The sequence below is a fragment of the Leucobacter massiliensis genome (genome assembly GCF_002982315.1).
GTDB lineage: Bacteria > Actinomycetota > Actinomycetes > Actinomycetales > Microbacteriaceae > Leucobacter > Leucobacter massiliensis.
Genome location: NZ_MWZD01000014.1, coordinates 1 through 23057, shown reverse-complemented (window position 1 = coordinate 23057; position 23057 = coordinate 1). Strand labels below are relative to the sequence as shown.

The following is a 23057-nucleotide window of genomic DNA, read 5'->3' as shown; positions in this document are numbered from 1 at the left end:
CCGCGCTCCGCTTCCGCGCTCCGCTCGCAGAGGCCGGCTTGTCGTTCGCCCACGGCGGTGCGCCCGAGTTTTCTAACAACTTTGTTTCGCCGCTGTGATCGATTGGCCGTCGCGGTGCGCTGCCGACTATTCTCTAGACTCAGCGCTCCGATGAGGGGGCGTCACTCACATCTGAGAAAGGCGTAACCAATGAGGGTTTACTCCAAGAGAACTGCGGGCGCGTTCGCGCTGCTGGCGAGCGCGGCGCTGGTGCTGGCGGGATGCTCGACGACGAGCTCGGACGAGCCCGCCGCCACCGACGAGGGCGGTTCGGGAAGCACCGAGGCGCTGAAGATCGCCACGCTGCTCCCGCAGACCGGTTCGCTCGGCTTCCTGATGCCTCCCGTGCAGGCGGGCATCGCGCAGGCGCTCGCCGACGTCGAGGCCGCCGGCGGCGTGCTCGGCCAGCCGATCGAGATCGTTGCCGAGGGCAACGAGGGCGACGCGAGCGATCTCACCGTGGTCGAGAAGGGCGCCGACGATGTCATCGCCGCCGATCCGGCGTTCGTGCTCGGGGCCATGGGCTCCGGGCGCAGCTCCCACGTGGTCGACCGCATCGCGGAGGCCGGCATCCTCATGGGGTCCCCGTCGAACACCGCGGCGGACCTCAGCGGGATCAGCCCGAACTACTTCCGCACCGCACCGCCGGACACGGTGCAGGGCGACGCGCTCGGCAACCAGATCCTCTCCGACGGCAAGAGCACGGTCGCGTTCCTCACCTTCAACGATCCCTATGGCCTGGGCCTGCGCGACGTGATCCAGGAGACCGTCGAGGCCGGCGGCGCCGAGGTCGTCTACGGCGGCAAGGGCGAGGGCAACGAGTTCCCGACCGAGCAGACCTCCTTCGCCTCGGAGATCACCGCGGTGAAGGACTCGGGAGCCGAAGCCATCGTCGTGGTCACCTACGACCAGTTCAAGCAGATCGTCCCGGAGGCCGTGAACCAGGGTCTCGACCTCTCGAACTTCTACCTGGTCGACGGCAATGCGAACGGCTACGGCGACGAGTTCCCCGAGGGCACGCTGGAGGGCGCGCAGGGCTCGATCCCGGGTGCTCAGGCCAACGACGACTTCCAGGCGCAGCTCAAGAAGATCTACACCGATCAGTACGGCAAGGAGCTGGCGAGCTTCACCTACGCGCCGGAGGCGTACGACCTGGTGATGCTCGTGTCGCTCGCCGCGGAGAAGGCCGGGGCGACCGACGCCGACTCGATCAAGGGCGAGCTCCACGCGGTCTCCGGTGCCGACGGCGGCGAGGAGTGCAGCAGCTTCGCCGACTGCAAGGCGCTGCTCGACGACGGCAAGGACATCCACTACACCGGCAAGGCGGGCACCGGCCCGCTGAACGACAACAACGACCCGTCCTCGGCGTTCATCGGCATCTACAAGTACGATGCTTCGAACAACCCCGTCTTCCAGAAGGCGGTCGAGGGCCAGACGAAGTAAGGGCTTTGGCGGCGCCGAGCACTCGGCCCGGCGCCGCCGAGCACGACTGAGGGCCGGTTCCCGCGGGAACCGGCCCTCTTCGCGTTGTCTCAGGCCGCGTCGCCGCCCGTCCGGGTCTCGACCTCCGAGGCGAGCGTGCCGAGATACAGTTCGATCACCTTCGGGTCGTTGGCCAGTTCGCGGCCGGGCCCGTCGTAGGCGTTGCGTCCCTGGTCGAGCACGTAGGCGCGGTCGCAGATCTGCAGGCAGCGCCGCGCGTTCTGCTCCACCATGATGATCGTCACGCCCGTCTTGTTGATCTGCCGGGTGCGGATGAAGGTCTCGTCCTGCCGCACGGGGGAGAGGCCGGCACTGGGCTCGTCGAGCAGCAGCACCTTCGGATCCATCATGAGGGCGCGCGCCATCGCCACCGACTGCCGTTCACCGCCGGAGAGGGATCCGGCCCGCTGCTTGCGGCGGTCCGCGAGCATGGGGAACAGCTCCCACATCTGCGCCGCGCGGCTCGCGAACTCCTTGGGCTTCAGGAAGAGCCCCATCTGGAGGTTCTCCTCGATGCTCAGCGAGGGGAACACGTTGTTCGTCTGGGGGACGAAGCCGACGCCCTTGCGCACGAGCTGGTCGGTGGCGGCGTGCGTGATGTCCTCGCCGTCGAGCGTGACACTGCCCTGGCGGATGTCGACGAGGCCGAACAGCGCCTTCAGCAGCGTCGACTTGCCCGCGCCGTTCGGGCCGATGATGCCCACCAGCTCGCCGGCATAGGCCTCGAGTGTGCAGCCGTTGAGAATGTTGATGCCCGGCAGATAGCCCGCGTGCAACTCGTCGGCCTTCACCACGAGTCGTTGCTGATCGTTCATCGGCTCTCCTCCTGGACCTCTTCGGCCTCGACCTCCTGTGCGATGGACCTGAGCACGCCCGTGGTGAGCGCCTCGTCGTCGCCGAGATCCTTGTCGTGGTGGGCGCCGAGATAGGCGTCGACGACGGCCTGGCTCGTCATGACGTCCTCGGGAAGGCCCTCCGCGATGATCTCTCCCTGCGCCATGACGACCACCCAGTCGCTGATGTGCCGCACCATGTGCATATCGTGCTCGACGAACAGCACCGTGGTCCCCTCGTCGCGCAGCGCCTGGATGTGCCCGAGCAGGCTCTGCGTGAGAGCCGGGTTGACGCCTGCCATCGGCTCGTCGAGCATCACCATCGCGGGGTCCGACATGAGCGCCCGCGCCATCTCGAGGAGCTTCTTCTGGCCCCCGGAGAGGTCGCCCGCCATGTCGTCCTTCTTGGCATCGAGCTTGAAGCGCGCGAGCAGCTCCTCCGCGCGGGCGACGTTCTCACGTTCGCGCGCAGCCCAGAGCGGTTTCACGAGGCCCACGAAGAGGTTCTCACCCGGCTGGTTGTTCGCCCCGATGAGCATGTTCTGCATGACGGTCATGCGGCCGAGCGCCTTCGTCAGCTGGAAGGTGCGCACCATGCCAGCGCGGGCGGCCTGGGAGGCCCCGGTGCGCCGCAGGTCCTTGCCGTTGAATGCCCACTTCGCCTCGCCGCCTCCGATCAGCCGCCGCCGGTTCGAGGGCTGGTCGAAGCCGGTGATGAGGTTGAAGAAGGTGGTCTTGCCGGCGCCATTGGGCCCGATGAGCGCGGTGATGGCGCCGCGCGGGACCTCCAGGTGCTCGACGTTCACCGCCGTCATGCCGCCGAAGCGTCGTTCGATGCGATCGACGGTGAGGATCGGATCCGGTTTGGGGACCCCGGGCACCTGCTCCAGCGTGGCCAGTTCTGCCCGGAGTGCCTGCCGGTCGTAGGGGTAGTTCGGCTCAGACATTGAACGACAGCTCCTTCTTGTTGCCCAGGATTCCCTGCGGTCTGAACACGACCAGCAGGATCAGCGAGATGCCGATCAGGATCCAGGCCAGCTGCTCCGTCTGCTGGGAGCTGAGCAGGGAACTCGGAATGAACTCGCCGGCGAGGCTCGTCAGCAGCAGCCGGACCACGAAGAAGAGGATGCTGCCCAGTAGCGGCCCGAAGATCGTGGCGGCGCCGCCGAGCAGCATGATCATCCAGAGGTTGAAGGTGGTCGGGCGCCCCATCGAGTCGGGCTGCATCGCGGCCGGCAGGGCCATGACGATGCCGCCGAAGGCTCCCATCACGCCGCCCAGGATCAGCGCCTGCATCTTGTAGGCGTAGGAGCTCTTGCCCAGGCTGCGCACCGCGTCCTCGTCCTCGCGGATGCCCTTGAGCACGCGGCCCCACGGGCTGCGCATGAGGAGCCAGGTGATGAGCAGGCACAGCGCGACGAGGCCCCAGGCCACGATCCGGGTCCACCAGTCGTCGACGCCCGTGTTCGCGTAGGTGAGCCCGAGGAAGGTGGTCTTGCCCTCGGGCAGCGGGGACAGCTCGGTGAACACGGGGCGGTAGCGCTGGCCGGGGATGCCGCTCGGGCCGCCCGTGATGTCCTGCAGGACCGCGAGTTTCACGGTCATGCGGACGATCTCCGCGGCGGAGATGGTGACGATCGCGAGATAGTCGCCGCGCAGTTTCAGCGTGGGGATGCCCAGGATCAGGGCGAAGACCACCGCCGCGGCGATCGCGATGATCAGCGCGGGCCAGAAGCCGAGGCCGAAGAACGACACCGAGATGCCGAAGCCGTAGGCTCCGATCAGCATGAAGCCCGCCTGCCCCATGTTCATCAGGCCGGTGAAGCCGAAGTGGATGTTGAGGCCGATGGCCGCGAGCACGAAGGCCGCGGTCGTCGGGGAGAGCGCGGTCTGCACGATGCTCTGCAGGAGTTCGATCCAGAAGTTCATGATGCCCCTTAGCCGATCCGCTCTTTACGACCGAAGATGCCCTGCGGCCGGACCAGCAGGATGAGGATGAGCAGCAGCAGCGCCGTCGCGTACTTCAGGTCACCGGGCAGCCAGATGTTGGTCAGCTCCACCATCATGCCGATGATCATCGAGCCCACGAAGGCGCCGAACGCGGTGCCGAGTCCGCCGAGGGTCACCGCGGCGAAGAACATGAGGAGCATCGTGCCGCCCGTGAACCAGTTCAGCCCGTTGAAGACGAGTCCGAAGAACACCCCTGCGAGCCCCGCGAGGCCGCCGCCGACGACCCAGACGATGTTGATGACCCGATCGACGTCGATGCCCGAGGCGCGGGCGAGCGCCGGGTTGTCGGAGATCGCGCGCGTGGCGCGGCCGAAGCGGGTGAACATGAGCCCGAGTCCGACGGCGATGATCGCGAGCAGCGAGACCCCCATCGCGATGTAGGACTGCACGGTGAGCGTGACCCCCGCGAGGGTGATGGTCTCGGCGGTGCCGCGGTCGATGCGCACCACGCCCGAGCCGAAGAAGAACTGGAAGGTGTACTGCAGCGTGATCGAGAGGCCGATGGACACGATCATCAGCTGCATCAGGCTCAGCCGCTTCTTCCTGAGCGGTTTCCAGAGCACCTTGTCCTGCGCCCATCCGAAGCCGGCCGAGGCGATCACCGCCAGCAGGCCGGCGAGCCAGAGATTGCCGGTGAGGCCCATGAAGAGCGCCGCGAGCAGGCCGCCCATGGTCACCATCTCGCCCTGGGCGAAGTTGCTCAGGCCGGTCGTGCCGAACACCAGCGAGAGGCCGAGCGAGGCGAGCGCGATGAGCAGGCCCATGCGGATGCCAGACACGAACTGCTGCCAGAAGCGGGGCCACGAGAACGGATCGGCCGAGCTCCGCGAGGCACCCGCCGTGGCCGCCTCGTCTTCGTCCTCGCCCGCGGGCTGCTGCACCGCCTCGGGGTCGTCCGTGAGGGGGAAGAGAGCGCTCGCCTGGCTATTGAGCTGGACCTCCACTTCGCGGCTGTCCGCGCTGCGGAAGAACTGCCCTTCGGGGAGCGAGGCCTCGTCGACGGCGACCGTGTAGCTGCCCGCCTCGGTGACGCTGAACACCCACTTCCCGGTGGCGTCGGTGGTGGTCTCCTGCTCCTCGCCGCCGCCGCTGAGGGTGACGGCGATACCGGGAGCCGGCTCGCCGCTCGCGAGCTTGATGACGCCCTGCACGCAAGCGGTCGATGCGTCGGGAGCACAGTCCGCGGCGTAGGCGGGGGAGCTGAGTCCGCCGACGCCGAGCGCGCTGAGCAGGGCCGTGAGGACGAGCAGCAGCAGCGCCTTCACTGCCGTTCCTCGCCGTGGGGGTGTTCGATTCATCGGACCTCCGTTGGTCAATGAACGTGGGGCGCGGAGCGTCCCTTCGCACAAGGTGTCGCCCAAATATACCCGCATCGTGTGACGGCGCGTAACCGAGCGCGGGGCGGCCCGGCATCGTTGTCGATCCGAGACATGCGGGACGGGGAGGCGGCCTGCCGCGTTGGAGGAGCCCGAGAAACCGGGGCCGGATCCGCGGCGGCCGGAGGCAGTGCGCCGCCTCCTGGCGCGCTCCGCGGTCCGCCGAGGCCGACGGTGCTCGCGAGGGGTGCGCCCCGCGGCACGGCTAGGATCGTGAGCATGGCTGAGCGATCCTGGTCTTTCTCGAAAGCGTTCCGAAGCATCTTCAGCGGTCCCGAGCTCATCACCGAGGACACCTGGGACGAACTGGAGACGGCGCTCATCACCGCGGACTTCGGGCCGGACGTCACGGAGTCGATCCTGGGCCGCCTCCGCGCGGATGTGGAGCGCCACCGCGTCACCGAGGTGAAGGAGATGCGCGGCATGCTGCGCGACGCGATCGAGGAGCGCCTCGCCGCCTACGATCCGACGCTCCGCCTCTCCGAGCGACCCGCGGTGATCCTGGTGGTCGGCGTGAACGGCGTGGGCAAGACGACCACCATCGGCAAGTTCGCCAACTACCTCACCGCCTTCGACAAGCGCATCCTCGTGGGCGCCGCAGACACCTTCCGCGCCGCCGCGGTCGAGCAACTCGGCACCTGGGCGGAGCGCGCCGGCGTCGACATCGTGAAGCCGCAGCAGCAGGGCCAGGATCCTGCCTCGGTCGCCTTCCAGACCGTGGAGCGGGCCAGGTCTGAGGGCTACGACGTCGCGATCATCGACACCGCGGGCCGGCTCCAGACGAAGGGCGGGCTGATGGACGAGCTCAGCAAGGTGCGCCGCGTGATCGAGAAGCAGGTCCCGGTGGCCGAGGTGCTGCTCGTCCTCGATGCGACCACGGGCCAGAATGGCCTTGCGCAGGCCGAGGCCTTCATCGAGCACGCCGGCGTCACGGGGCTCGTGCTCACCAAGCTCGACGGCTCCGCGAAGGGCGGCTTCGTGCTCTCGGTGCAGGAGAAGACCGGCCTGCCGATCAAGCTCGTCGGACAGGGCGAGGGGATCGGTGATCTCACCGGATTCACGCCGCACGTCTTCGCCGCTCAGCTCGTCGGCTGAGGGCGGTCCGGCGACGCGGCTCCCCGTCGGCGGGAGCGGGCGCGGAGCGGGTAGACTGGCCGGGCTATGGCTACTTTCGGAAACCTGTCTGCTCGGCTGACCGAGACCTTCAAGAACCTCCGCTCGAAGGGCAAGCTTTCGGCCGCTGACGTCGACGGCACGGTTCGCGAGATCCGGCGCGCGCTGCTGGAGGCCGACGTCGCCCTCGACGTGGTCAAGGCCTTCACCGCCACGGTCCGCGAGCGCGCCCTCGGCGACGAGGTGAACCAGGCGCTGAACCCGGCGCAGCAGGTCGTGCAGATCGTCAACGAGGAGCTGGTGGGGATCCTCGGCGGGGAGCAGCGCCGCCTGCAGTTCGCGAAGAACCCGCCGACCATCATCATGCTCGCTGGCCTGCAGGGCGCGGGAAAGACGACGCTCGCGGGCAAGCTCGCGAAGTGGCTGCGCGACCAGGGTCACACCCCGCTGCTCGTCGCCTGCGATCTGCAGCGCCCCAACGCCGTGACCCAGCTCGGCGTGGTCGCCGAGCAGGCAGGCGTCGACATCTACGCGCCCGAGCCCGGCAACGGCGTGGGCGATCCGGTGCGGGTCGCGAAGGACGGCGTCGCGGAGGCCCGCCGCACCCAGCACGACTTCGTCATCATCGACACGGCGGGTCGCCTCGGCGTCGACGCCGAGCTCATGCAGCAGGCCTCCGACATCCGGAAGGCCACCGATCCCGACGAGGTGCTCTTCGTCATCGACGCCATGATCGGACAGGACGCCGTCGCCACCGCGCAGGCGTTCCAGGAGGGCGTAGACTTCACGGGCGTCGTGCTCACCAAGCTCGACGGCGACGCGCGCGGCGGCGCCGCGCTGTCGATCCGCAGCGTCACCGGCCGCCCGATCCTGTTCGCCTCCACCGGCGAGGGCCTCGGCGACTTCGAGCCCTTCCACCCGGACCGCATGGCGAGCCGGATCCTCGACCTCGGCGACATCCTCACCCTCATCGAGCAGGCCCAGCAGGCCTTCGACGAGGAGGAGGCGCGCAAGGTCGCCGAGAAGATCGCCTCGGACGCCTTCACCCTCGACGACTTCCTCGGCCAGATGCAGCAGCTGCGCAAGGCCGGGTCCATCAAGAAGATGATGGGCATGCTGCCGGGCATGGGCAAGATGAAGGAGCAGCTGGACAGCTTCGACGAGCGCGAGATCGTGCGCACCGAAGCCATCATCCAGTCGATGACCCGCGAGGAGCGGCAGAACCCGAAGATCCTCAACGGCTCCCGCCGCCTGCGCATCGCCAAGGGCTCGGGGGTGACGGTCACCGATGTGAATCAGCTGGTGCAGCGCTTCGAGCAGGCCGCCAAGATGATGAAGACCGTGGCCCGCGGGGGCGTGCCGCAGATCCCGGGCATGGGACCGATGCCGGGGATGGGCGGGCACGGCGGCAAGAAGAAGCCGCAGGGCAAGGGCAAGGGTGCGAAGCGCTCGGGCAACCCGGCCAAGCGGGCGCAGGAGGCCGCGGGCGCCGTGGCGCGGCCTGCGCAGGCCGGCGGATCGGGCTTCGGCCTCGGCGCGGGCGGGAAGGCCCAGCCGAGCGAGGAGGAGCTGGCGAAGCTGCAGCAGATGCTGGGCAAGGGGCTGCGCTAGCCTTCGGCCCGGGTGCTCCAAGGGTCGCTTTGCTCGCAAAATCCCTGATCCTGACAAAAATTGATTTTCACGCGCCGGTGTGGCAGGATTGACGAGTTCGCGCACCGGCGCGTCTCGGCTTCCGGCCCGTAGCGGGTACGGCGTCACACATCACTCAAGGAGTCACTCATGGCTGTCAAGATCCGCCTCAAGCGCCTCGGCAAGATCCGCGCGCCCTACTACCGCATCGTCGTCGCCGACTCGCGCACCAAGCGCGACGGCCGCGTGATCGAGGAGATCGGGAAGTACCACCCGACCGAGAACCCCTCGCTCATCGAGGTCGACTCCGATCGCGCCCAGTACTGGCTGAGCGTCGGGGCGCAGCCGACCGAGCAGGTCGCCGCGATCCTCAAGCTGACCGGCGACTGGGGCAAGTTCAGCGGCGAGGGCAGCACCGAGTCGCAGGTGAAGCCCGTCGAGCCGAAGCCCGTCTTCGAGGCCGACGCCTCCAAGAAGACCGTGCTGCGGCCCAAGGCCGAGAAGCCGGCTCCCGCTGCGGAGGCATCGTCCGAGGACGCCGCCGCCGAGACGAGCGAGGACTGACCCTCTTGGCCGGGCACGCGCTGGCCGATGCGCTCGACCACCTGGTTCGCGGCATCGTCGACCACCCCGAGCGGGTGCGCGTCGATGTGCGCGACACCCCGCGCGGAGAGGTGCTCGAGGTGCGCGTGCACCCGAGCGACCTCGGCCGGGTGATCGGCCGCGGCGGGCGCACGGCCTCGTCGCTGCGCACCCTCGTCTCGAGCCTCGCGGAGAACGGCCGGGTGCGCGTGGACGTCGTCGACACGGACGGCGAACCGGAGGGCGACGCCTGATGGCCGAGGCGCGCGAGCGTCCGCGAGCTCCCCGTCCCGCTCGCGGGGCGGGGAGTTTGCGCGTCGGGCGGCTCACCAAGCCGCACGGCCTGAAAGGCGGCATCAAGCTCGAGCTCTTCACCGACAATCCCGAGCTGCGCTTCGTCCCGGGAGCCGAGTTCCAGCTCCAGGTCCCCGAGGACTCGCCCTGGTTCGGTCGCACCATCACGATGCGCGAGCTGCGCTGGTTCAACGACGCCCCGGTCGGCTTCTTCGCGGAGGTGCCCGACCGCACGGCAGCGGAGAGCATCGTGCGCGCCATCCTCTGGATCGACGAGGAAGCCGTAGCCGCCGGCGCGGAGGAGAACGCCTGGTACGACCACCAGCTCGTGGGCATGCGCGTCGAACGCGATGGCGTGGTGCTCGGCACCGTCACCGAGGTGCAGCACATGCCCGCGCAGGATCTGCTCGCGGTGAACACGCCCGGCGGCACCGTGCTCGTGCCCTTCGTCGAAGCCATCGTCCCGAGCGTGGACGTCGAGGCCGGCGTGGTGCGGGTGACTCCGCCGGCGGGCCTCTTCGAGGAGATCGACGTCGCTGAGGGTGAGGCCGGGGGCCCCGGAGAGACCGGTGAATCCGGAAGCTCCGGCGACGCAGGAGGGTCTCGCCCGTGAGGATCGACCTCGTCTCGATCTTCCCCGGCTACTTCGATGTGCTGGAGCTCTCGCTCATGGGACGGGCGAAGCGCAAGGGACTCATCGACGTGCGCGTGCACGATCTGCGCGATGCCGCCCACGACCGCCACCGCACCGTCGACGACACTCCGGCCGGCGGCGGCGCCGGCATGGTGATGAAGCCGGAACCGTGGGGCGAGGTCCTCGACGGGATCCTCTCCGAGGCGGCCTCGGCCGCCGGCGCGGGCGGCGGAGGGGAAGCAGGCTCGGCGGTGCCGGGTGGCACGCCGCAGGCGGGGGAGCGGGCGGAGCAGGCGGCAGAGCAGGCGGAGACGCCCTCGCCCGAGGAACCGCTGATCGTCTTCCCCTCGCCCGCGGGCGAGGTCTTCGACCAGCGGATGGCGCGGGAGCTCGCGGGCGAACGGCACCTGGTGTTCGGCTGCGGCCGCTACGAGGGCATCGACCAGCGCGTGTTCGACGAGTACGCCGAGCGCGGCCGCGTGCGGCTGGTGAGCATCGGCGACTACGTCCTCAACGGCGGTGAGGTCGCGGCGATCGCCATGATCGAGGCGATCGCGCGACTCGTGCCGGGCGTCGTGGGCAACCCCGAGAGCCTCGTCGAGGAGTCCCACGAGGCGGAGGGGCTGCTCGAGTACCCGAGCTACACCAAGCCGGCCGAGTGGCGGGGGCGGTCCGTGCCCCCGGTGCTCCTCAGCGGCGACCACGCAGCCGTGGAGGCGTGGCGCCGGGAGCAGCGCATCGAGCGCACGCGGCGCGTGCGGCCGGAGCTGCTGCCGCGCGAACTGCGCGGAGAGGCGCGCGGGAGGCACGCGGCGGACTGAGCCGCGGCCGGGAGCACGCCGCCCGCGGGCCGCCGCCGACGGTAGGCTGGGAGGCATGCGTGATGTGCTCTCCGCCCTCCTCGGCAAAGCGGTGCGGGCGGTCGCCCGGTTGCGGGGCGGCGGATCCGCGCTCCCCGGCCTCGTCGTCGAGAAGGTCGACCCCGGCTTCATGGCCCGCGCGCTCGGCGGTCTTCCGCTCGGCGTCGTCGTGGTGAGCGGCACGAACGGGAAGACGACGACCACGAAGATGATCGTCGAGATCCTGGAGCAGCTGGGCGTCAAGGTCTTCACGAATCGCACCGGATCGAATTTCTCGCGCGGGATCGTCGCCGCGATCGTGCAGGAGTGCTCGCTGCGCGGCCGCCTCGACGCGGACGTCGCCGTGCTGGAGCTCGACGAGGCTCACGCCATGTACTTCATCGACCGTGTCCCCCCGCGGCACACCCTCCTCCTCAACGTGCTGCGGGACCAGCTCGACCGCTTCGGGGAGATCGACACGACCGCTCGCCTGCTCCAGCGCATTGCGGACGCGACCACCGAGGGGGTGGTGGTGAACCGGGAGGACCGGCTCGTCGCGGCCATCGGGGAGCGCACCCGCGAGCGGGCGGCCGACCTCCCAGCCGAGGCCCACCCGCCCCTCGAAGTGCGGGAGTTCGGGCTCTCCGACGAGCTCCTCTCCACCTTCCCCAGCGACGACGACTTCCACGCCGCCACCCTGCAGAGATCCGCTCCGGAGCGAGAGCTGCCGCGCGAGGCGGATGTCACCCTCGTCGCCGTGGGGGACCACCGCGCGGTGTTCCGCATCGACGGACGCGAGTACGAGACCGCGCTCAAGCTCGAGGGCCTCTACAACACCTTCAACGCGGCCGCGGCGCTCTCGCTCGTGCGCATGATCGCCCGCGGCAGCGAGACGGCGGAGGTGTGCCCGGACTGCCTCCGCATCGAGGCGCCGACCGAGCGTCTGCTCTCCGCGCTGGCGGAGGTGCGCCCGGCCTTCGGGCGGGGGGAGCGCCTGACGCTCGACGGCCAGCCCCTGGATCTCGTGCTCGTCAAGAACCCGGCCGGCTTCCGCCTCGGCCTCGCCTCCTTCGACCCGAGCGGTGTCGACGTGATGATCGCGATCAACGACCAGTACGCCGATGGCCGGGACATGTCCTGGCTCTGGGACGTCGACTTCACCTCGCTCGCCGAGGGCGGCGTGGACACGGTGAGCGGAACCCGCGCGTGGGACATGGCGCTGCGCCTCGAGCACGACGAGGTGCCGGTCGGGCACGTCGAGGAAGACCTCGGCCGTGCGCTCGCCGGCTTCCGGCGCCGCACCGCGCCCGAGGGCGGGGCCGTGCGGCCGCGCCGCATCTACTGCACGTACACCGCAATGCTCGGCCTGCGCCGCGCGCTCGCGGAGCTGACCGAGGTGGAGGACGTCTGGTGAGCGAACTGGAAGCGACGGAGCGGCTCGTGGCCGAGGCGGCCGCGGATCCCGCAGCTGCGCGAGAGCTGGTGATCGTCTCGCTCTACCCGCGGGACATGAACATCTACGGGGATCGCGGCAACGTCCTCGCCCTCGCCCGGCGCGCCCGTGCCCACGGATTCGCGCCCCGCGTCGTCGAGGTGAACCCCGGTGATCCGCTGCCCGAGCACGTGGACATCGTGATCGGCGGCGGCGGGCAGGATTCCGGGCAGGGACGGGTCGCGGTGGATCTCGCGGCCCGAGCGGACGGGATCCGCGCCCTCGCCGAGGATGGCACCCCCATGCTGCTGGTGTGCGGTCTCTATCAGCTCTTCGGACATCGTTTCATCACCCACACGGGCGAGGAACTCGCGGGCATCGGCGTGCTCGACGTGGAGACCCGCGGCGGGAGCGAGCGCATGATCGGCAACATCGTGCTCGACTCGGACGAGTTCGGCGAGATCATCGGCTACGAGAACCACAGCGGCGTCACGACGCTCGGGCCCGGCTCCCGTCCGCTCGGCCGCGTGCTGCAGGGCGCGGGCAACAACCCGAGCGACGGCGTCGAGGGGGCGCGCACCGGCAATGTGATCGGCAGCTACCTGCATGGCTCGCTGCTGCCCAAGAACCCGGCCATCAGCGATTTCCTCATCGGCGAGGCGGCGCGCCGCCGCCACGGGGCCTTCGAGCCGCGCGCGGAGACGGGGGAGACCGTGCTGCGCGCGCGGGAGAGCGCCAAGCGTCGTCCGCGCTGACCCGATCCCGTTCCCGGTTCCGGTCCCGATCCGGCTCGCAGTCGCTTCCCGCCCGATCCCGACCCCGGTCCGCTGAACGCTTCTCGGGGGCGGCCGTGAGAAAGTCTGCCGGGAGCGGGAATATGCGTCTGCATGTATCGGTTGTCCTCTCCAGACCCCATGGTTCAACGAAAGGAACATCCATGACCATCACCGCAGACCAGATCCCCGGTTACCGCGTCGGCACCTGGAAGGTCGACGCCGCGCACTCCGAGGTCGGCTTCTCCGTGCGCCACCTCGCGATCAGCAAGGTGAAGGGCAAGTTCGAGCAGTTCGACGCCACCTTCGTCACGGCCGAGAACCCGCTCGACTCGACCGTCCATGCCACCGCCGAGGTCGCCTCCATCAACACCAACCAGGCAGACCGCGACGGCCACCTCCGCACCGGCGACTTCTTCGCCGCGGAGGAGCACCCGCAGATCGTCTTCACGTCCACCGGCGTGCGCGAGGAGAACGGCGAGTTCAAGGTCGACGGCGAGCTCACCATGCGCGGCGTGACGAAGCCCGTCACCTTCGACTTCGAGTTCGGCGGCTTCGGCGAGGACGCCTACGGCAACTACAAGGCCGGCTTCACCGCCACCACCGTGGTCAAGCGCGAGGACTTCGGCCTCACCTGGAACGCTCCCCTGGAGAAGGGTGGCCTGCTCCTCGGCTCCGACGTCACCATCACGCTCGACATCCAGGCCGGACTCCAGCAGTAGGGTCTGCTGCGGTATCCCGCGCGAGCGGGGCGGCGGGGGCGGGATCGGCGTGGCCGGTCCCGCCCCCGTCCGCCTTCAGTCGAGTTCCCCGGTGATCCGTCCCCGCACCCGGCGCAGATCCTCCATGAGCGAGCCGATGAGCACCCAGTGCTCGGGGTGGGGCTGCGGGATCGTGTAGGGCGCGGTGAGCGCGGGCGGTTCGGGCGGCTCCGAGCCCGGCAGCGCGGGACGGACGAGACGCTCGAGATCGTGCGCGGCCCGTCGCAGCTCCTCGACCATGCCGATCACGGAGGGGTCGGTGACCAGGTCCGGCTCGTAGAGGTCGTAGACCGCGCGGGACATGCCGCCGATCTGGGTGACGATGGGCTGCAGGCGCTGGAAGAGCGCGTCGTCGGCCGCCAGTCCCTGCCGGAAGCGCCGGCTCCTCGGATTGAGCCGCAGGCTCTCGCGCGCCTCGCGCAGCAGGGTGTGTACTCGGGCGCGCTCCGCCTGCAGGGCGCGCGCCTCGCGGTGCATGCGCTCCAGCCAGTCGTCGTCGCGCGGCCGGTCGAGGGCGTCCGCGATGCGGCGCAGCGCGGTGGCGGCGTCCTCCGCGAGCGCGATGATCGCCTCGTGGACGGGGAGCGTGCGCACCGGGGCGACGACGAGCGCGTTGATCCCGACGCCGATGAGCGCGCCGATCAGCGTCTCGACGACCCGCTCGACGCCGTACTGCAGATCGAGGCCGCCGAGCGCGATCATGAGCAGCGCGCTGACGACGATCTGATTCGCGGCGCTGGGGGTCATGCTCAGCAGCCAGCCGAGGGCGAGGCCCGCCACGAGGGCCGCGATGAACAGCCAGGAGTGCTGGCCCAGGAACTCGCCGGTGAGGAGCGCCACGCCCACGCCGAGCAGCACCCCGACCACGCGCTCCAGCCCCTTGCTGAGCGACTGGTTCACATTGTCCTGCACGACGAGCAGGGCGGCGATGGCTCCGAAGATCGGCAGCTGACCCGGGAAGACGAGCAGGCAGAGGAACCAGCTCAGGATCATCGCCGCGAGGGTCTTCACGACCTGGATCAGCGGCACGCGGCGTTCGGCCCGCACGCGGCTCGTGAGGGCGCCGGGCGCGCGCCCCCAGCGGGCGAGACGGTCGGGGATCACATCAAGCCCAGTTTGCGCAGCTCCTCGCGCAGCGTCGCGCCGTCGGGACCATAGACCCAGGGAACGCCGCTCGTGGTGCGATGCAGATTCGCCTTCGAGCGGCCGCCGGCCAGCACCGCCTCCCCGACGGAGAGCTGACGGATCGCGACCGCGGCAACGCTGCCGGGACGGGCGGTCGCGAACTCGTGGTACAGCTCCTCGTCGTGCTGCCCGTCGTCGCCGAAGAGCACCCAGCGCACATCGGGGAACTCCGTGGCGAGGCGCTCCAGTTCCCGCCGCTTGTGCTCGGTGCCGCTGCGGAACCAGCGGTCGTGTGTCGGCCCCCAGTCGGTGAGGAGCAGCGGGCCCATCGGGTACAGATTGCGCGCGAGGAAGCGGCTCAGCGCGGGCGCCGCGTTCCATGCCCCGGTCGAGAGGTAGACGACGGGGGAGCCGGGGTGGCGGGAGACGAGGTGGTCGAGCATCACGGCCATCCCGGGGGTCGCGGAGCGGGCGTGCTCGTCGAGGACGAAGCTGTTCCAGGCGGCGACGAAGGGACGGGGGAGCGCCGTGATGAGGATCGTGTCGTCGATGTCGGAGATCACGCCGATGCGGGCCGCGGGATCGATGACGTCGACGGGCGCATCCGCCGCCTCGCTGTCGCCCGCCTGCAGCGTGACCGTGTGCCAGCCGGGAGTGAGCGAGACGGGGACGATCGCGTCGATGACGCCGCCGCGGTCGGCGACGACCTCGGTGACGGGCTCGCCGTCGATGAGCACCCGCACGGGCTGGTGGGGAACCGAGAGGCTCGTGAAGGTGCGCCAGCCCCTGACCCGCGACACCTCGGCCACATCGTGGCGGAAGCGCGTGTGCTCCCGGGTCTCGGGCTTGAGGTAGAGCACGCGGCCGAGCACGCGGACCCAGTCGGTGCTTCCGTAGCCGATGTAGGGGATCACGGAGGGCTGCTTGCCGCGTGCGACGGCGCGACGAGCCCGCCGCACGTGGATCCAGTCCTCGACGCGGGCCGCGAAGCGTGGCCGGGAATCGGGTCGCGCGTTCGAAGTCACCCCGTCAGTCTAGGGCGTGGCCTCTCGCGTGGCTGAACGCGCCGTCTATGCTCCGGCGGCTCCGGCGCCGTCTTCGTCGCCGGCCTCGTCAACGCGCATGTGCGTCTGCTCGCGGCGCAGGAACGCGCGCTTGAGCGCCCACAGCCCCGCCGCGACGAGCAGGGCGGCCGCCGCGAAGATGAAGCCGGCGCCCTTCACGCGATCCGCGAGCTGCTCGAAGCTCGCCGCCGCTCCGGCCCCCAGGGAGGTCACGATCAGTGCCCACGCGACGCTGGCGGCGGCGGTCCACGGCAGGAACCGGCGGTAGCGCATTCCCGCCATCCCGGCCGTCAGCGGGATGAGGGAGTGCAGCACGGGAAGGAAGCGCGAGAGGAACACGGCGACGCCCCCGCGCTCGCCCAGGTAGTGCTCGGCGACCCGCCAGTTGCGCTCGCCGAGGCGCCGGCCGAGGCGGCTGCTGCGCAGGCGCGGCCCGAAGAACCGGCCGAGGGTGAAGCCGATGGATTCTCCGCAGAGCGAGCCGATGACGAGCGCGACGGTGAGCCACGCGAACTCGGCGGCGTTCGTGATCCCCACCGAGGCGACGAGGGCGATGGTGTCGCCCGGCACGAGCAGGCCGACGAACACGGAGGTCTCGAGCAGCATCCCGATGCCGGCGACGAGCGCGCGCAGCGTGGGGTCGAGGTCGCGCACGGCCTCGATCAGCGCGCTCAGGAGTTCCGTCATCGTGACGACTGTAGCGAAGGCGGCTTGCCCGCCGCCGTGAGAATCGGGGACTTTGCTCGACGTCAAACGACATTTATCTCGGACGCGAACGAAAAATAGCTCGACGTCAAGTTTGATTCGCAGCTGATTCACAGAAAGGGTAGAGTGACGAGTGGCCGGTCGCCGACCGGCAGCTCCGGCGAGAATGACATCTCGTGGCGGACCTCACTAAGGGAGTGCACCCTTGGGGAGGGTGCCACCATTCGTTCAGGAGCGATACATGAACGACGTACTCGACCCGCTGATCCTTGCCCGCTGGCAATTCGGATTGACCACGCTCTACCACTTCATCTTCGTGCCGCTCACCATCGGCATGGCGCTGCTCGTGGCCCTCCTGCAGACCGCGTGGGTGCGCACCGGCAAGGAGAAGTACCTCCGCCTCACCAAGCTCTTCGGCAAGATCTTCCTCATCAACTTCGCGATGGGCGTCGTCACCGGCATCGTGCAGGAGTTCCAGTTCGGCATGAACTGGTCGAACTACTCGCGCTTCGTCGGCGACATCTTCGGCGCGCCGCTCGCCATGGAGGGGCTCATCGCCTTCTTCTTCGAGGCGACCTTCATCGGCCTGTGGATCTTCGGCTGGGACAAGCTGCCGAAGAAGATCCACCTGCTCACGATCTGGATGACCTGGATCGGCACGGTCGCCTCCGCCTACTTCATCCTCGCCGCCAACGCGTTCATGCAGAACCCCGACGGCTTCACCATCAACGAGGAGCGCGGCCGCGCGGAGCTCGAGAGCATCGGAGCCGTGCTCACCAACCCGGTGGCCGTCACGCAGTTCCCGCACACGCTCTTCGCGGCGACCATGTTCGCCGGGACGGTCATGGTCGCGGTGGCCGCCTGGCACCTGCAGCGCGGGCAGTACCTCGAAGAGATGCGCGCCGCTCTGCGCTTCGGCGCCTGGACCAACATCGTCGCCTTCCTCGGGGTCGGGCTCACCGGGCACTCGCTCGGCATGGTGATGACCGAGACGCAGCCCATGAAGATGGCCGCCGCCGAAGCGCTCTACGAGAACGCATCGGGAGCCGACGCCTCCTTCTCGCTGTTCAGCCTCGGAACCCCCGACGGCGCCCATGAGATTTTCTCGGTGCGGATCCCGTACCTCCTCTCCTTCCTCTCCAACGGCACTTTCGACGGCAGCGTCGAAGGGATCCGGGATCTGCAGGCAGAGTATGAGGCGATGTACTGCGGCGGCGCGGACACGCTGCTCACCTGCCCGAGCGACGGCCAGTTCGCCCCGATCATCTGGGTGACGTACTGGGCCTTCCGCTGGATGATCGGCCTCGGCGCGCTCGCCGCGCTCGTCTCGGCGGTCGGGCTCTGGATCACCCGCAAGAACGCCGAACTGCCCCAGTGGGTGTGGAAGGTGGCGATCTGGTCGGCGCCGCTGCCCATGCTCGCCTCGCTGGTGGGCTGGATCTTCACCGAGATGGGGCGCCAGCCCTGGATCGTGTTCGGGGTGATGACCACCGAGCAGGGCGTCTCGCCCGGCGTGCCGGGATGGGCGGTGCTCACCTCGCTGATCGTCTTCACCCTGGTGTACGGGGCGCTCGCGGTGGTCGAGTTCCGGCTCATCGCGAAGGCCGCGAAGGACGGCCCGCCCGAGATCGCCCGCGACGAACACGGCGAGGCCGATCACGAGCGCCTCGCCACGGTCTACTAGGGAAACGGGAACGGACACACCACCATGGAACTCACCACACTCTGGTTTCTCATCGTCGGCGCCTTCCTCATCGGCTACTTCGTCCTCGACGGCTTCGACTTCGGCGTCGGCATGTCGCTTCCCTTCCTCGGCAGGGACGACACCGACCGGCGCGTCATCATCAACACCATCGGCCCCGTGTGGGACCTCAACGAGACCTGGCTGATCGTCGCGGGCGCCGCGCTCTTCGCCGCGTTCCCGGAGTGGTACGCGACGATGTTCTCCGGCTTCTACCTGGCGCTCCTGGTGATCCTCCTCGCCCTGATCCTGCGCGGTGTGTCGTTCGAGTACCGCCACCAGGGCAAGGGCGAACGGTGGACGCGGTGGTTCGATCGCTTCATCTTCTGGGGCTCGGTGGTGCCGCCGCTGCTGTGGGGCGTCGCCTTCGCGAACCTCGCGCAGGGGCTGCCGATCGTGCCGATGGAGAACGGCGGCTGGCTCTACGAGGGGACCCTGCTCACCCTCCTCAATCCCTACGGGCTGCTCGGAGGCGTCACCATGCTCCTCATCACCTTCACGCACGGGCTCGTCTTCGTGTCGCTGAAGACGATGGGTGAGATGCGGGAGCGCGCGCGGGCGCTCGCCGCCCGGGTGGGCGTCGCCGCGATCATCGCCGGTGCCGCGTTCCTCGTCTGGACCGTGGTGCAGCACCTCGGCAGCCCGACGCTCTGGGTGATCGTGCTCTGCTCGGCCGTCGCCGCCGTGGCGCTGATCGGCGCGTGGGCGGCCAATCTGCGCGGCCGGGAGGGGTGGGCCTTCACCGGCAACGCCACCGCGATCGCCTTCGCACTGCTCGCGATCTTCATGGCGATGTTCCCGAACCTCATGCACTCCAGCATCGACCCGGCCTATTCGATGTCGATCACCGGCGCCGCCAGCTCGCAGAAGACGCTCGAGCTGATGACCTGGGTCGCGGCCTTCACCATGCCACTCGTGCTTGCCTACCAGGCCTGGACCTACTGGGTGTTCCGCAAGCGGCTCTCGCGCGACGCCATCCCGGCGGCCGCTCACTAGGATGACGGGGGCCGTGCCGGCACGGCCCCAGCGGGGAACAGGGGAAGAGGGGTTCGATGAAGCCGTTCGATGCGCGGCTGCTGCGCCACGCGCGCGCCGCCCGCGGGGTCCTGGTGCTCGGCGCCGCGCTCGGTCTCCTGCGGACGCTCGCGATCCTCGGGTGGAGCTGGTGCCTCGCCCAGGCGATCACCACGGCCGTGCTCCCCGTCCTCGGCGGAGCCGGCGGGGGAGCCGGGCGGATCGGGGAGGGAGCAGCCTCGGCCGCCGCAGTGCCCGGGCTCGTAGCCGGGGCGCTGCTCGCGCTGTGCGTGCGCTCCGCCGCGGCCTGGGGAATGGACGTCGTCGCCGCGCGCGGCGCCGTGCGGGTGAAATCGCAGCTGCGGGCCGCGGCGCTCGACGCGCTCGACGCCCGCTCGCCGCTGCGCGAGCAGACGGGCGGCGACGCTCGCCCGAGCAGTGACGCCGAGCTGACGACGCTGCTCGGCCGCGGGCTCGACGCGCTCGACGGCTACTTCTCGGGGTATCTGCCGCAGCTGATCCTCTCCGTCGTCGCCACGCCGGTGCTCGTCTCCGCGGTGCTGCTCGCGGACCCGGTGAGCGGCGTCACCGTCCTGCTCGTGTTCCCCGTGATCCCGGTCTTCATGGTCCTCATCGGCCTCGCCACGCAGGCGGTGCAGGAGCGCCAGTGGGCGCAGCTGCAGCGCCTCTCCGCTTCCTTCCTCGACGCTGTCGAGGGTCTCGCGACGCTGAAGATCTTCGGCCGGGAGCGCCGGCAGTCCGCGCGCATCGCCCGTGAGACCGAGGAGTATCGCGGTCGCACGATGCGCGTGCTGCGAGTCACCTTCCTCTCCGGCTTCGTGCTCGACCTCGCCGGCACCTTCTCGATCGCGCTGGTGGCGGTGACCGTGGGAACGAGGCTCGTCGACGGCGCCTTCCCACTCGGCATCGGGCTGTTCGTGCTGCTGCTCCTGCCCGAGGTGTTCGTGCCGATCCGTCAGCTCGGTGCGGCGTTCCACGCCTCGACGGAGGGACTCGCCGCCTCGGAGCGCATGTTCGCGGTGATCGAGGGCGATGGTGCGGGAGCGGCTGGGGGCGCGGGAGCTGCCGTGGGCACGCGCGCGGCTGCGGGGGAGGCAGCGGGAGCGTCCCGGGGCGCGGAGGCCGCCGCTGCCGCGCCCCCGGCGGCACCCGGGACGCCGGTCATCGCCTTCGACCGCGTGGTCGTGGAGCGCGGCAGCCGGATCGTGGCGGGACCGATGACGTTCTCCGTGGGCGCGGGGGAGTTCGTGGCGCTCGCGGGGCCCTCGGGGGCGGGGAAGTCCTCGCTCCTCGCGGCGCTGCTCGGCTTCGTCGTGCCGGTGGCGGGGACGGCTGCGCTCGCGGGGGGGCTCGCGTGGTCGGGGCAACGGCCCGGACTGCTGCAGGGCTCGGTCGCCGAGAACGTGGCGCTCGGCTGCGCCCGGCCGGATCCGGGGCGCATCCGTCGCGCGCTCGACACGGCCGGGCTGCCGGAGCTCGATGCCGCTCGCACGCTCGGCGCCGCGGGGGCGGGGCTCTCCGGCGGCCAGGCGCAGCGCGTCGCGACCGCCCGCGCGCTCTACCGGGCCTGGACGCGGGACACCGCCGCCCTGGTGCTCGACGAACCGAGTTCGGCGCTCGACGCCGAGGCGGAGGCCGTGCTGTGCCGTGCCCTGCGGGCTGAGGCCCGGTCCGGGCGGGCGGTGCTGGTGGTCAGCCATCGCCCCGCGCTGCTCGCGTCCGCCGAGCGGGTCGTCCGTGTCGATGTCGCGGCGGGAGCGGTCGCGTGAGCGCCCGCGGTGCCGCGGACGCGGCGGCTCGGCGTCGCGTCATCGCTCGCGCGGTGCCGAGCGGGAGGCGCAGCGCGCCGGGGCTGACCCTCGGGGTACTCGCGGACCTCTGCGTGGTCGGCTTGCTGGGCCTGAGCCTGTGGCTCATCGTGCGCGCCGCCGAGCAGCCGCCGATCCTGCACCTCACCTTCGCGATCGTCGGCGTGCGCGCACTGGCGATCGGCCGCGCGGCCCTGCGCTACACGGAGCGCGTGTTCAGTCATGACGCGGCGCTCGCGCAGCTCGCCTCCCTGCGCGCACAGACCTTCGACGCGCTGCTGCCGCGCGTGCCGGGCGGTATCGAGACGCACCGCCGGGGCGAGGTGCTCGCGGCCTTCGTCGACGACGTGGACCAGCTGCAGGACGAAGCGCTGCGGGTGCGGCAACCGCTCCTCGTGAGCGGGCTCGTCGTGGCGCTCAGCGTGCTCGCGGTCGCGCTGATCGCGCCACTCGGGGCCGCCGTGCTCGTGATCGCGCTGCTGCTCGGGGGCGGCCTCGCGATCCTGCTCTCCCGTCGCATGGCGGCGGACTCCGACCGCGAGCTGAGCGAGGCCCGGGCGGCACTGGTCGACGCCCTGCTCGAACGCTTCGCAGCCGCGGAGGTGCTCGCCGCATTCGGCGCCCAGCCCATGCAGCGAGCGCGGATCGCGGCTGCGGAGGCGCGGTTGGCGGCACTGCAACTGCGGCGGACCCGCTCGACGGGGCTCACCGGCGCGCTGCTCGGCCTCACGGCGGGCCTCGCCTCACTGGGGGCGCTGCTCGCGCTGCTGCCCGCGGTGGGCGGGGGCGCGCTCTCGGCGCCGCTGTTCGCCGCGGTCGTGGTGGTGCCCGCCGCGATCTTCGAGGTCTTCGCCCAGCTTCCGGCGGCGATCGCGGCCCGCCGTGCCGTGGAGGCGAGCGCCGATCGGGTGACCGCCCTCACCGAGGCGCCGCTGCCGCCGGAGATCGTGGCCGAGGGCGGAGAGCCGGAGGGCCCGCGGCACGGCGGCGACGCGGGCGGGACACCGTCGCCCGCCTCGGCCCTCGACCCCACGGCCCCGCTCATCGAACTGAGCGGGCTCGCGGTGCGGCATCCGGGGGGCGAACGGCCCGCGGTGAGCGGCGTGCGGGCGACCCTGCGGGCGGGGGAGACCCTGGTGGTGACGGGCCCCAGCGGAGCGGGCAAGAGCACCCTCGCACTCGCGCTAGTGCGCTTTCTCGACTACAGCGGCTCCTACCGCCTCCGCGGAGTGGAGGCGCGCGAGCTTCCCGTCGGGCTCGTGCGCGCCGTGGTGGGGCTGTGCGAGCAGACGCCGCACCTCTTCGACGCCGATCTCCGGCAGAACCTGCGCTTCGCCCGCGACACGGCGAGCGATGAGGAACTGCTCGCGGTGCTCGGAAGGGTCGGCCTCGCCGAGTGGGCCCGGGAGCGCGGGGGCCTCGACGCGCCGGTGGGGGAGCGCGGCGCGCTGGTCTCCGGCGGACAGGCGCAGCGGATCGCGCTCGCGCGGGCGATCCTCGCCGACTTCCCCGTGGTGATCCTCGACGAGCCGACGGCCGGAGTGGACCGAGAGCTCGCCGACCGGCTCATGCGCGATCTCCTGGGGGCCGTTCCCCCGGACCGCGCCGTGATCCTCATCCCCCACCCCGAGCTTCCCGCCGGGATCGAGGCCGACCGCCTCGACCTCCCCCTCCGTCCCAGCCCGCCCGCCTGACCGCCAGCCACAGAATCCGGCCCGGCTTGCCCGAGCGGAGCGGGGCCCGGCCCGGGCAAACCGGGCCGGGCCCCGCTCCGCTCGGGCA

The 23057-nt window shown here is 70.5% G+C and carries 21 protein-coding genes; 14 read left to right on the top strand and 7 right to left on the bottom strand.

The window, feature by feature from the left end; all coding sequences use genetic code 11:
• Positions 1-189 precede the first annotated feature (189 nt).
• Positions 190-1482, top strand: a complete 1293-nt coding sequence (locus B4915_RS04320; RefSeq protein ID WP_105804620.1) for an ABC transporter substrate-binding protein — start codon at positions 190-192, stop codon at positions 1480-1482.
• An 89-nt stretch (positions 1483-1571) separates the two neighbouring features.
• On the opposite strand, the gene B4915_RS04315 is transcribed toward B4915_RS04320, so the two are convergent.
• The 4 genes from B4915_RS04315 to B4915_RS04300 are packed head-to-tail and all read right to left on the bottom strand — an operon-like array spanning position 1572 to position 5629.
• Positions 1572-2336 (bottom strand): ABC transporter ATP-binding protein, encoded by a 765-nt coding sequence (locus B4915_RS04315; RefSeq protein WP_105804619.1) that lies wholly within the window; start codon positions 2334-2336, stop codon positions 1572-1574.
• A complete protein-coding gene (locus tag B4915_RS04310; protein WP_105804618.1) occupies positions 2333-3301 on the bottom strand; it encodes an ABC transporter ATP-binding protein in 969 nt (322 codons plus the stop codon). Before B4915_RS04310 ends, B4915_RS04315 begins: the two co-directional genes overlap by 4 nt.
• Entirely contained in the window at positions 3294-4283 is a 990-nt protein-coding gene (locus tag B4915_RS04305) for a branched-chain amino acid ABC transporter permease (RefSeq protein ID WP_105804617.1), read from the bottom strand. The genes B4915_RS04310 and B4915_RS04305 overlap by 8 nt, the downstream gene beginning before the upstream one ends.
• 8 nt (positions 4284-4291) lie before the next feature.
• Entirely contained in the window at positions 4292-5629 is a 1338-nt protein-coding gene (locus tag B4915_RS04300) for a branched-chain amino acid ABC transporter permease (RefSeq protein ID WP_245907336.1), read from the bottom strand.
• Positions 5630-5959: 330 nt separating this feature from the next.
• On the opposite strand from B4915_RS04300, the gene ftsY reads away from it, so the two are divergent.
• From ftsY to B4915_RS04255, 9 genes are all read left to right on the top strand, one after another.
• A complete protein-coding gene (gene ftsY, locus B4915_RS04295; protein WP_105804615.1) occupies positions 5960-6835 on the top strand; it encodes a signal recognition particle-docking protein FtsY in 876 nt (291 codons plus the stop codon).
• A 66-nt stretch (positions 6836-6901) separates the two neighbouring features.
• Complete coding sequence (gene ffh / locus B4915_RS04290; protein ID WP_105804614.1) at positions 6902-8464, top strand: signal recognition particle protein; 1563 nt, start codon at positions 6902-6904, stop codon at positions 8462-8464.
• A gap of 168 nt (positions 8465-8632) precedes the next feature.
• The gene (gene rpsP / locus B4915_RS04285) at positions 8633-9046 is read left to right on the top strand and encodes a 30S ribosomal protein S16 (RefSeq protein WP_105804613.1); all 414 of its coding nucleotides are present in this window, start codon (positions 8633-8635) and stop codon (positions 9044-9046) included.
• A 5-nt stretch (positions 9047-9051) separates the two neighbouring features.
• Positions 9052-9318: an RNA-binding protein gene (locus B4915_RS04280; RefSeq protein WP_181158455.1), complete on the top strand. Its 267-nt coding sequence runs from the start codon at positions 9052-9054 to the stop codon at positions 9316-9318.
• Positions 9318-9971, top strand: coding sequence for a ribosome maturation factor RimM (gene rimM, locus B4915_RS04275; RefSeq protein ID WP_105804612.1), 654 nt, complete (start codon positions 9318-9320; stop codon positions 9969-9971). Before B4915_RS04280 ends, rimM begins: the two co-directional genes overlap by 1 nt.
• The gene (trmD, locus tag B4915_RS04270; protein WP_105804611.1) at positions 9968-10813 is read left to right on the top strand and encodes a tRNA (guanosine(37)-N1)-methyltransferase TrmD; all 846 of its coding nucleotides are present in this window, start codon (positions 9968-9970) and stop codon (positions 10811-10813) included. The genes rimM and trmD overlap by 4 nt, the downstream gene beginning before the upstream one ends.
• Positions 10814-10868: 55 nt before the next feature.
• Entirely contained in the window at positions 10869-12245 is a 1377-nt protein-coding gene (locus B4915_RS04265; RefSeq protein WP_105804610.1) for a Mur ligase family protein, read from the top strand.
• Between the two features lie 5 nt (positions 12246-12250).
• Positions 12251-13018: a type 1 glutamine amidotransferase gene (locus B4915_RS04260; protein WP_281258196.1), complete on the top strand. Its 768-nt coding sequence runs from the start codon at positions 12251-12253 to the stop codon at positions 13016-13018.
• Between the two features lie 182 nt (positions 13019-13200).
• Positions 13201-13758, top strand: a complete 558-nt coding sequence (locus tag B4915_RS04255) for a YceI family protein (protein WP_105804609.1) — start codon at positions 13201-13203, stop codon at positions 13756-13758.
• Between the two features lie 75 nt (positions 13759-13833).
• Here the strand turns inward: B4915_RS04255 and B4915_RS04250 are convergent, their stop codons facing one another.
• From B4915_RS04250 to B4915_RS04240, 3 genes are read right to left on the bottom strand one after another with little or no spacing between them, the layout of a single operon-like run.
• Entirely contained in the window at positions 13834-14901 is a 1068-nt protein-coding gene (locus B4915_RS04250) for an FUSC family protein (protein ID WP_245907335.1), read from the bottom strand.
• Positions 14898-15947, bottom strand: a complete 1050-nt coding sequence (locus B4915_RS04245; RefSeq protein ID WP_245907334.1) for an App1 family protein phosphatidate phosphatase — start codon at positions 15945-15947, stop codon at positions 14898-14900. The genes B4915_RS04250 and B4915_RS04245 overlap by 4 nt, the downstream gene beginning before the upstream one ends.
• Before the next feature lie 45 nt (positions 15948-15992).
• Positions 15993-16673, bottom strand: coding sequence for a DedA family protein (locus B4915_RS04240; protein WP_105804608.1), 681 nt, complete (start codon positions 16671-16673; stop codon positions 15993-15995).
• 259 nt (positions 16674-16932) lie between these two features.
• Between B4915_RS04240 and B4915_RS04235 the strand changes: the two genes are divergently transcribed.
• Genes B4915_RS04235 through cydC form a run of 4 tightly spaced genes read left to right on the top strand, consistent with a single transcriptional unit; the run spans position 16933 to position 22969 of the window.
• Positions 16933-18375 carry a cytochrome ubiquinol oxidase subunit I gene (locus tag B4915_RS04235; RefSeq protein WP_105804607.1) on the top strand — a complete coding sequence of 481 codons (1443 nt, stop codon included), beginning with the start codon at positions 16933-16935 and terminating at the stop codon, positions 18373-18375.
• Between the two features lie 24 nt (positions 18376-18399).
• A complete protein-coding gene (gene cydB / locus B4915_RS04230) occupies positions 18400-19428 on the top strand; it encodes a cytochrome d ubiquinol oxidase subunit II (RefSeq protein WP_105804606.1) in 1029 nt (342 codons plus the stop codon).
• Positions 19429-19484: 56 nt separating this feature from the next.
• On the top strand, positions 19485-21236 hold the full coding sequence (gene cydD, locus B4915_RS04225; RefSeq protein ID WP_105804605.1) for a thiol reductant ABC exporter subunit CydD: 1752 nt from the start codon (positions 19485-19487) through the stop codon (positions 21234-21236).
• The gene (cydC, locus tag B4915_RS04220; RefSeq protein ID WP_105804604.1) at positions 21233-22969 is read left to right on the top strand and encodes a thiol reductant ABC exporter subunit CydC; all 1737 of its coding nucleotides are present in this window, start codon (positions 21233-21235) and stop codon (positions 22967-22969) included. The genes cydD and cydC overlap by 4 nt, the downstream gene beginning before the upstream one ends.
• The last annotated feature ends 88 nt before the right edge of the window (positions 22970-23057 follow it).

Excerpts from the sequence above, each read along its gene's own strand:
- B4915_RS04320 (WP_105804620.1), top strand. The coding sequence starts at position 190 with ATGAGGGTTTACTCCAAGAGAACTGCGGGCGCGTTCGCGCTGCTGGCG.
- ffh (WP_105804614.1), top strand. The coding sequence starts at position 6,902 with ATGGCTACTTTCGGAAACCTGTCTGCTCGGCTGACCGAGACCTTCAAG.
- B4915_RS04310 (WP_105804618.1), bottom strand. The coding sequence starts at position 3,301 with ATGTCTGAGCCGAACTACCCCTACGACCGGCAGGCACTCCGGGCAGAA.
- B4915_RS04265 (WP_105804610.1), top strand. The coding sequence starts at position 10,869 with ATGCGTGATGTGCTCTCCGCCCTCCTCGGCAAAGCGGTGCGGGCGGTC.
- B4915_RS04305 (WP_105804617.1), bottom strand. The coding sequence starts at position 4,283 with ATGAACTTCTGGATCGAACTCCTGCAGAGCATCGTGCAGACCGCGCTC.
- B4915_RS04240 (WP_105804608.1), bottom strand. The coding sequence starts at position 16,673 with ATGACGGAACTCCTGAGCGCGCTGATCGAGGCCGTGCGCGACCTCGAC.
- cydB (WP_105804606.1), top strand. The coding sequence starts at position 18,400 with ATGGAACTCACCACACTCTGGTTTCTCATCGTCGGCGCCTTCCTCATC.
- B4915_RS04315 (WP_105804619.1), bottom strand. The coding sequence starts at position 2,336 with ATGAACGATCAGCAACGACTCGTGGTGAAGGCCGACGAGTTGCACGCG.
- rpsP (WP_105804613.1), top strand. The coding sequence starts at position 8,633 with ATGGCTGTCAAGATCCGCCTCAAGCGCCTCGGCAAGATCCGCGCGCCC.
- rimM (WP_105804612.1), top strand. The coding sequence starts at position 9,318 with ATGGCCGAGGCGCGCGAGCGTCCGCGAGCTCCCCGTCCCGCTCGCGGG.
- ftsY (WP_105804615.1), top strand. The coding sequence starts at position 5,960 with ATGGCTGAGCGATCCTGGTCTTTCTCGAAAGCGTTCCGAAGCATCTTC.
- cydD (WP_105804605.1), top strand. The coding sequence starts at position 19,485 with ATGAAGCCGTTCGATGCGCGGCTGCTGCGCCACGCGCGCGCCGCCCGC.
- B4915_RS04255 (WP_105804609.1), top strand. The coding sequence starts at position 13,201 with ATGACCATCACCGCAGACCAGATCCCCGGTTACCGCGTCGGCACCTGG.
- B4915_RS04235 (WP_105804607.1), top strand. The coding sequence starts at position 16,933 with ATGAACGACGTACTCGACCCGCTGATCCTTGCCCGCTGGCAATTCGGA.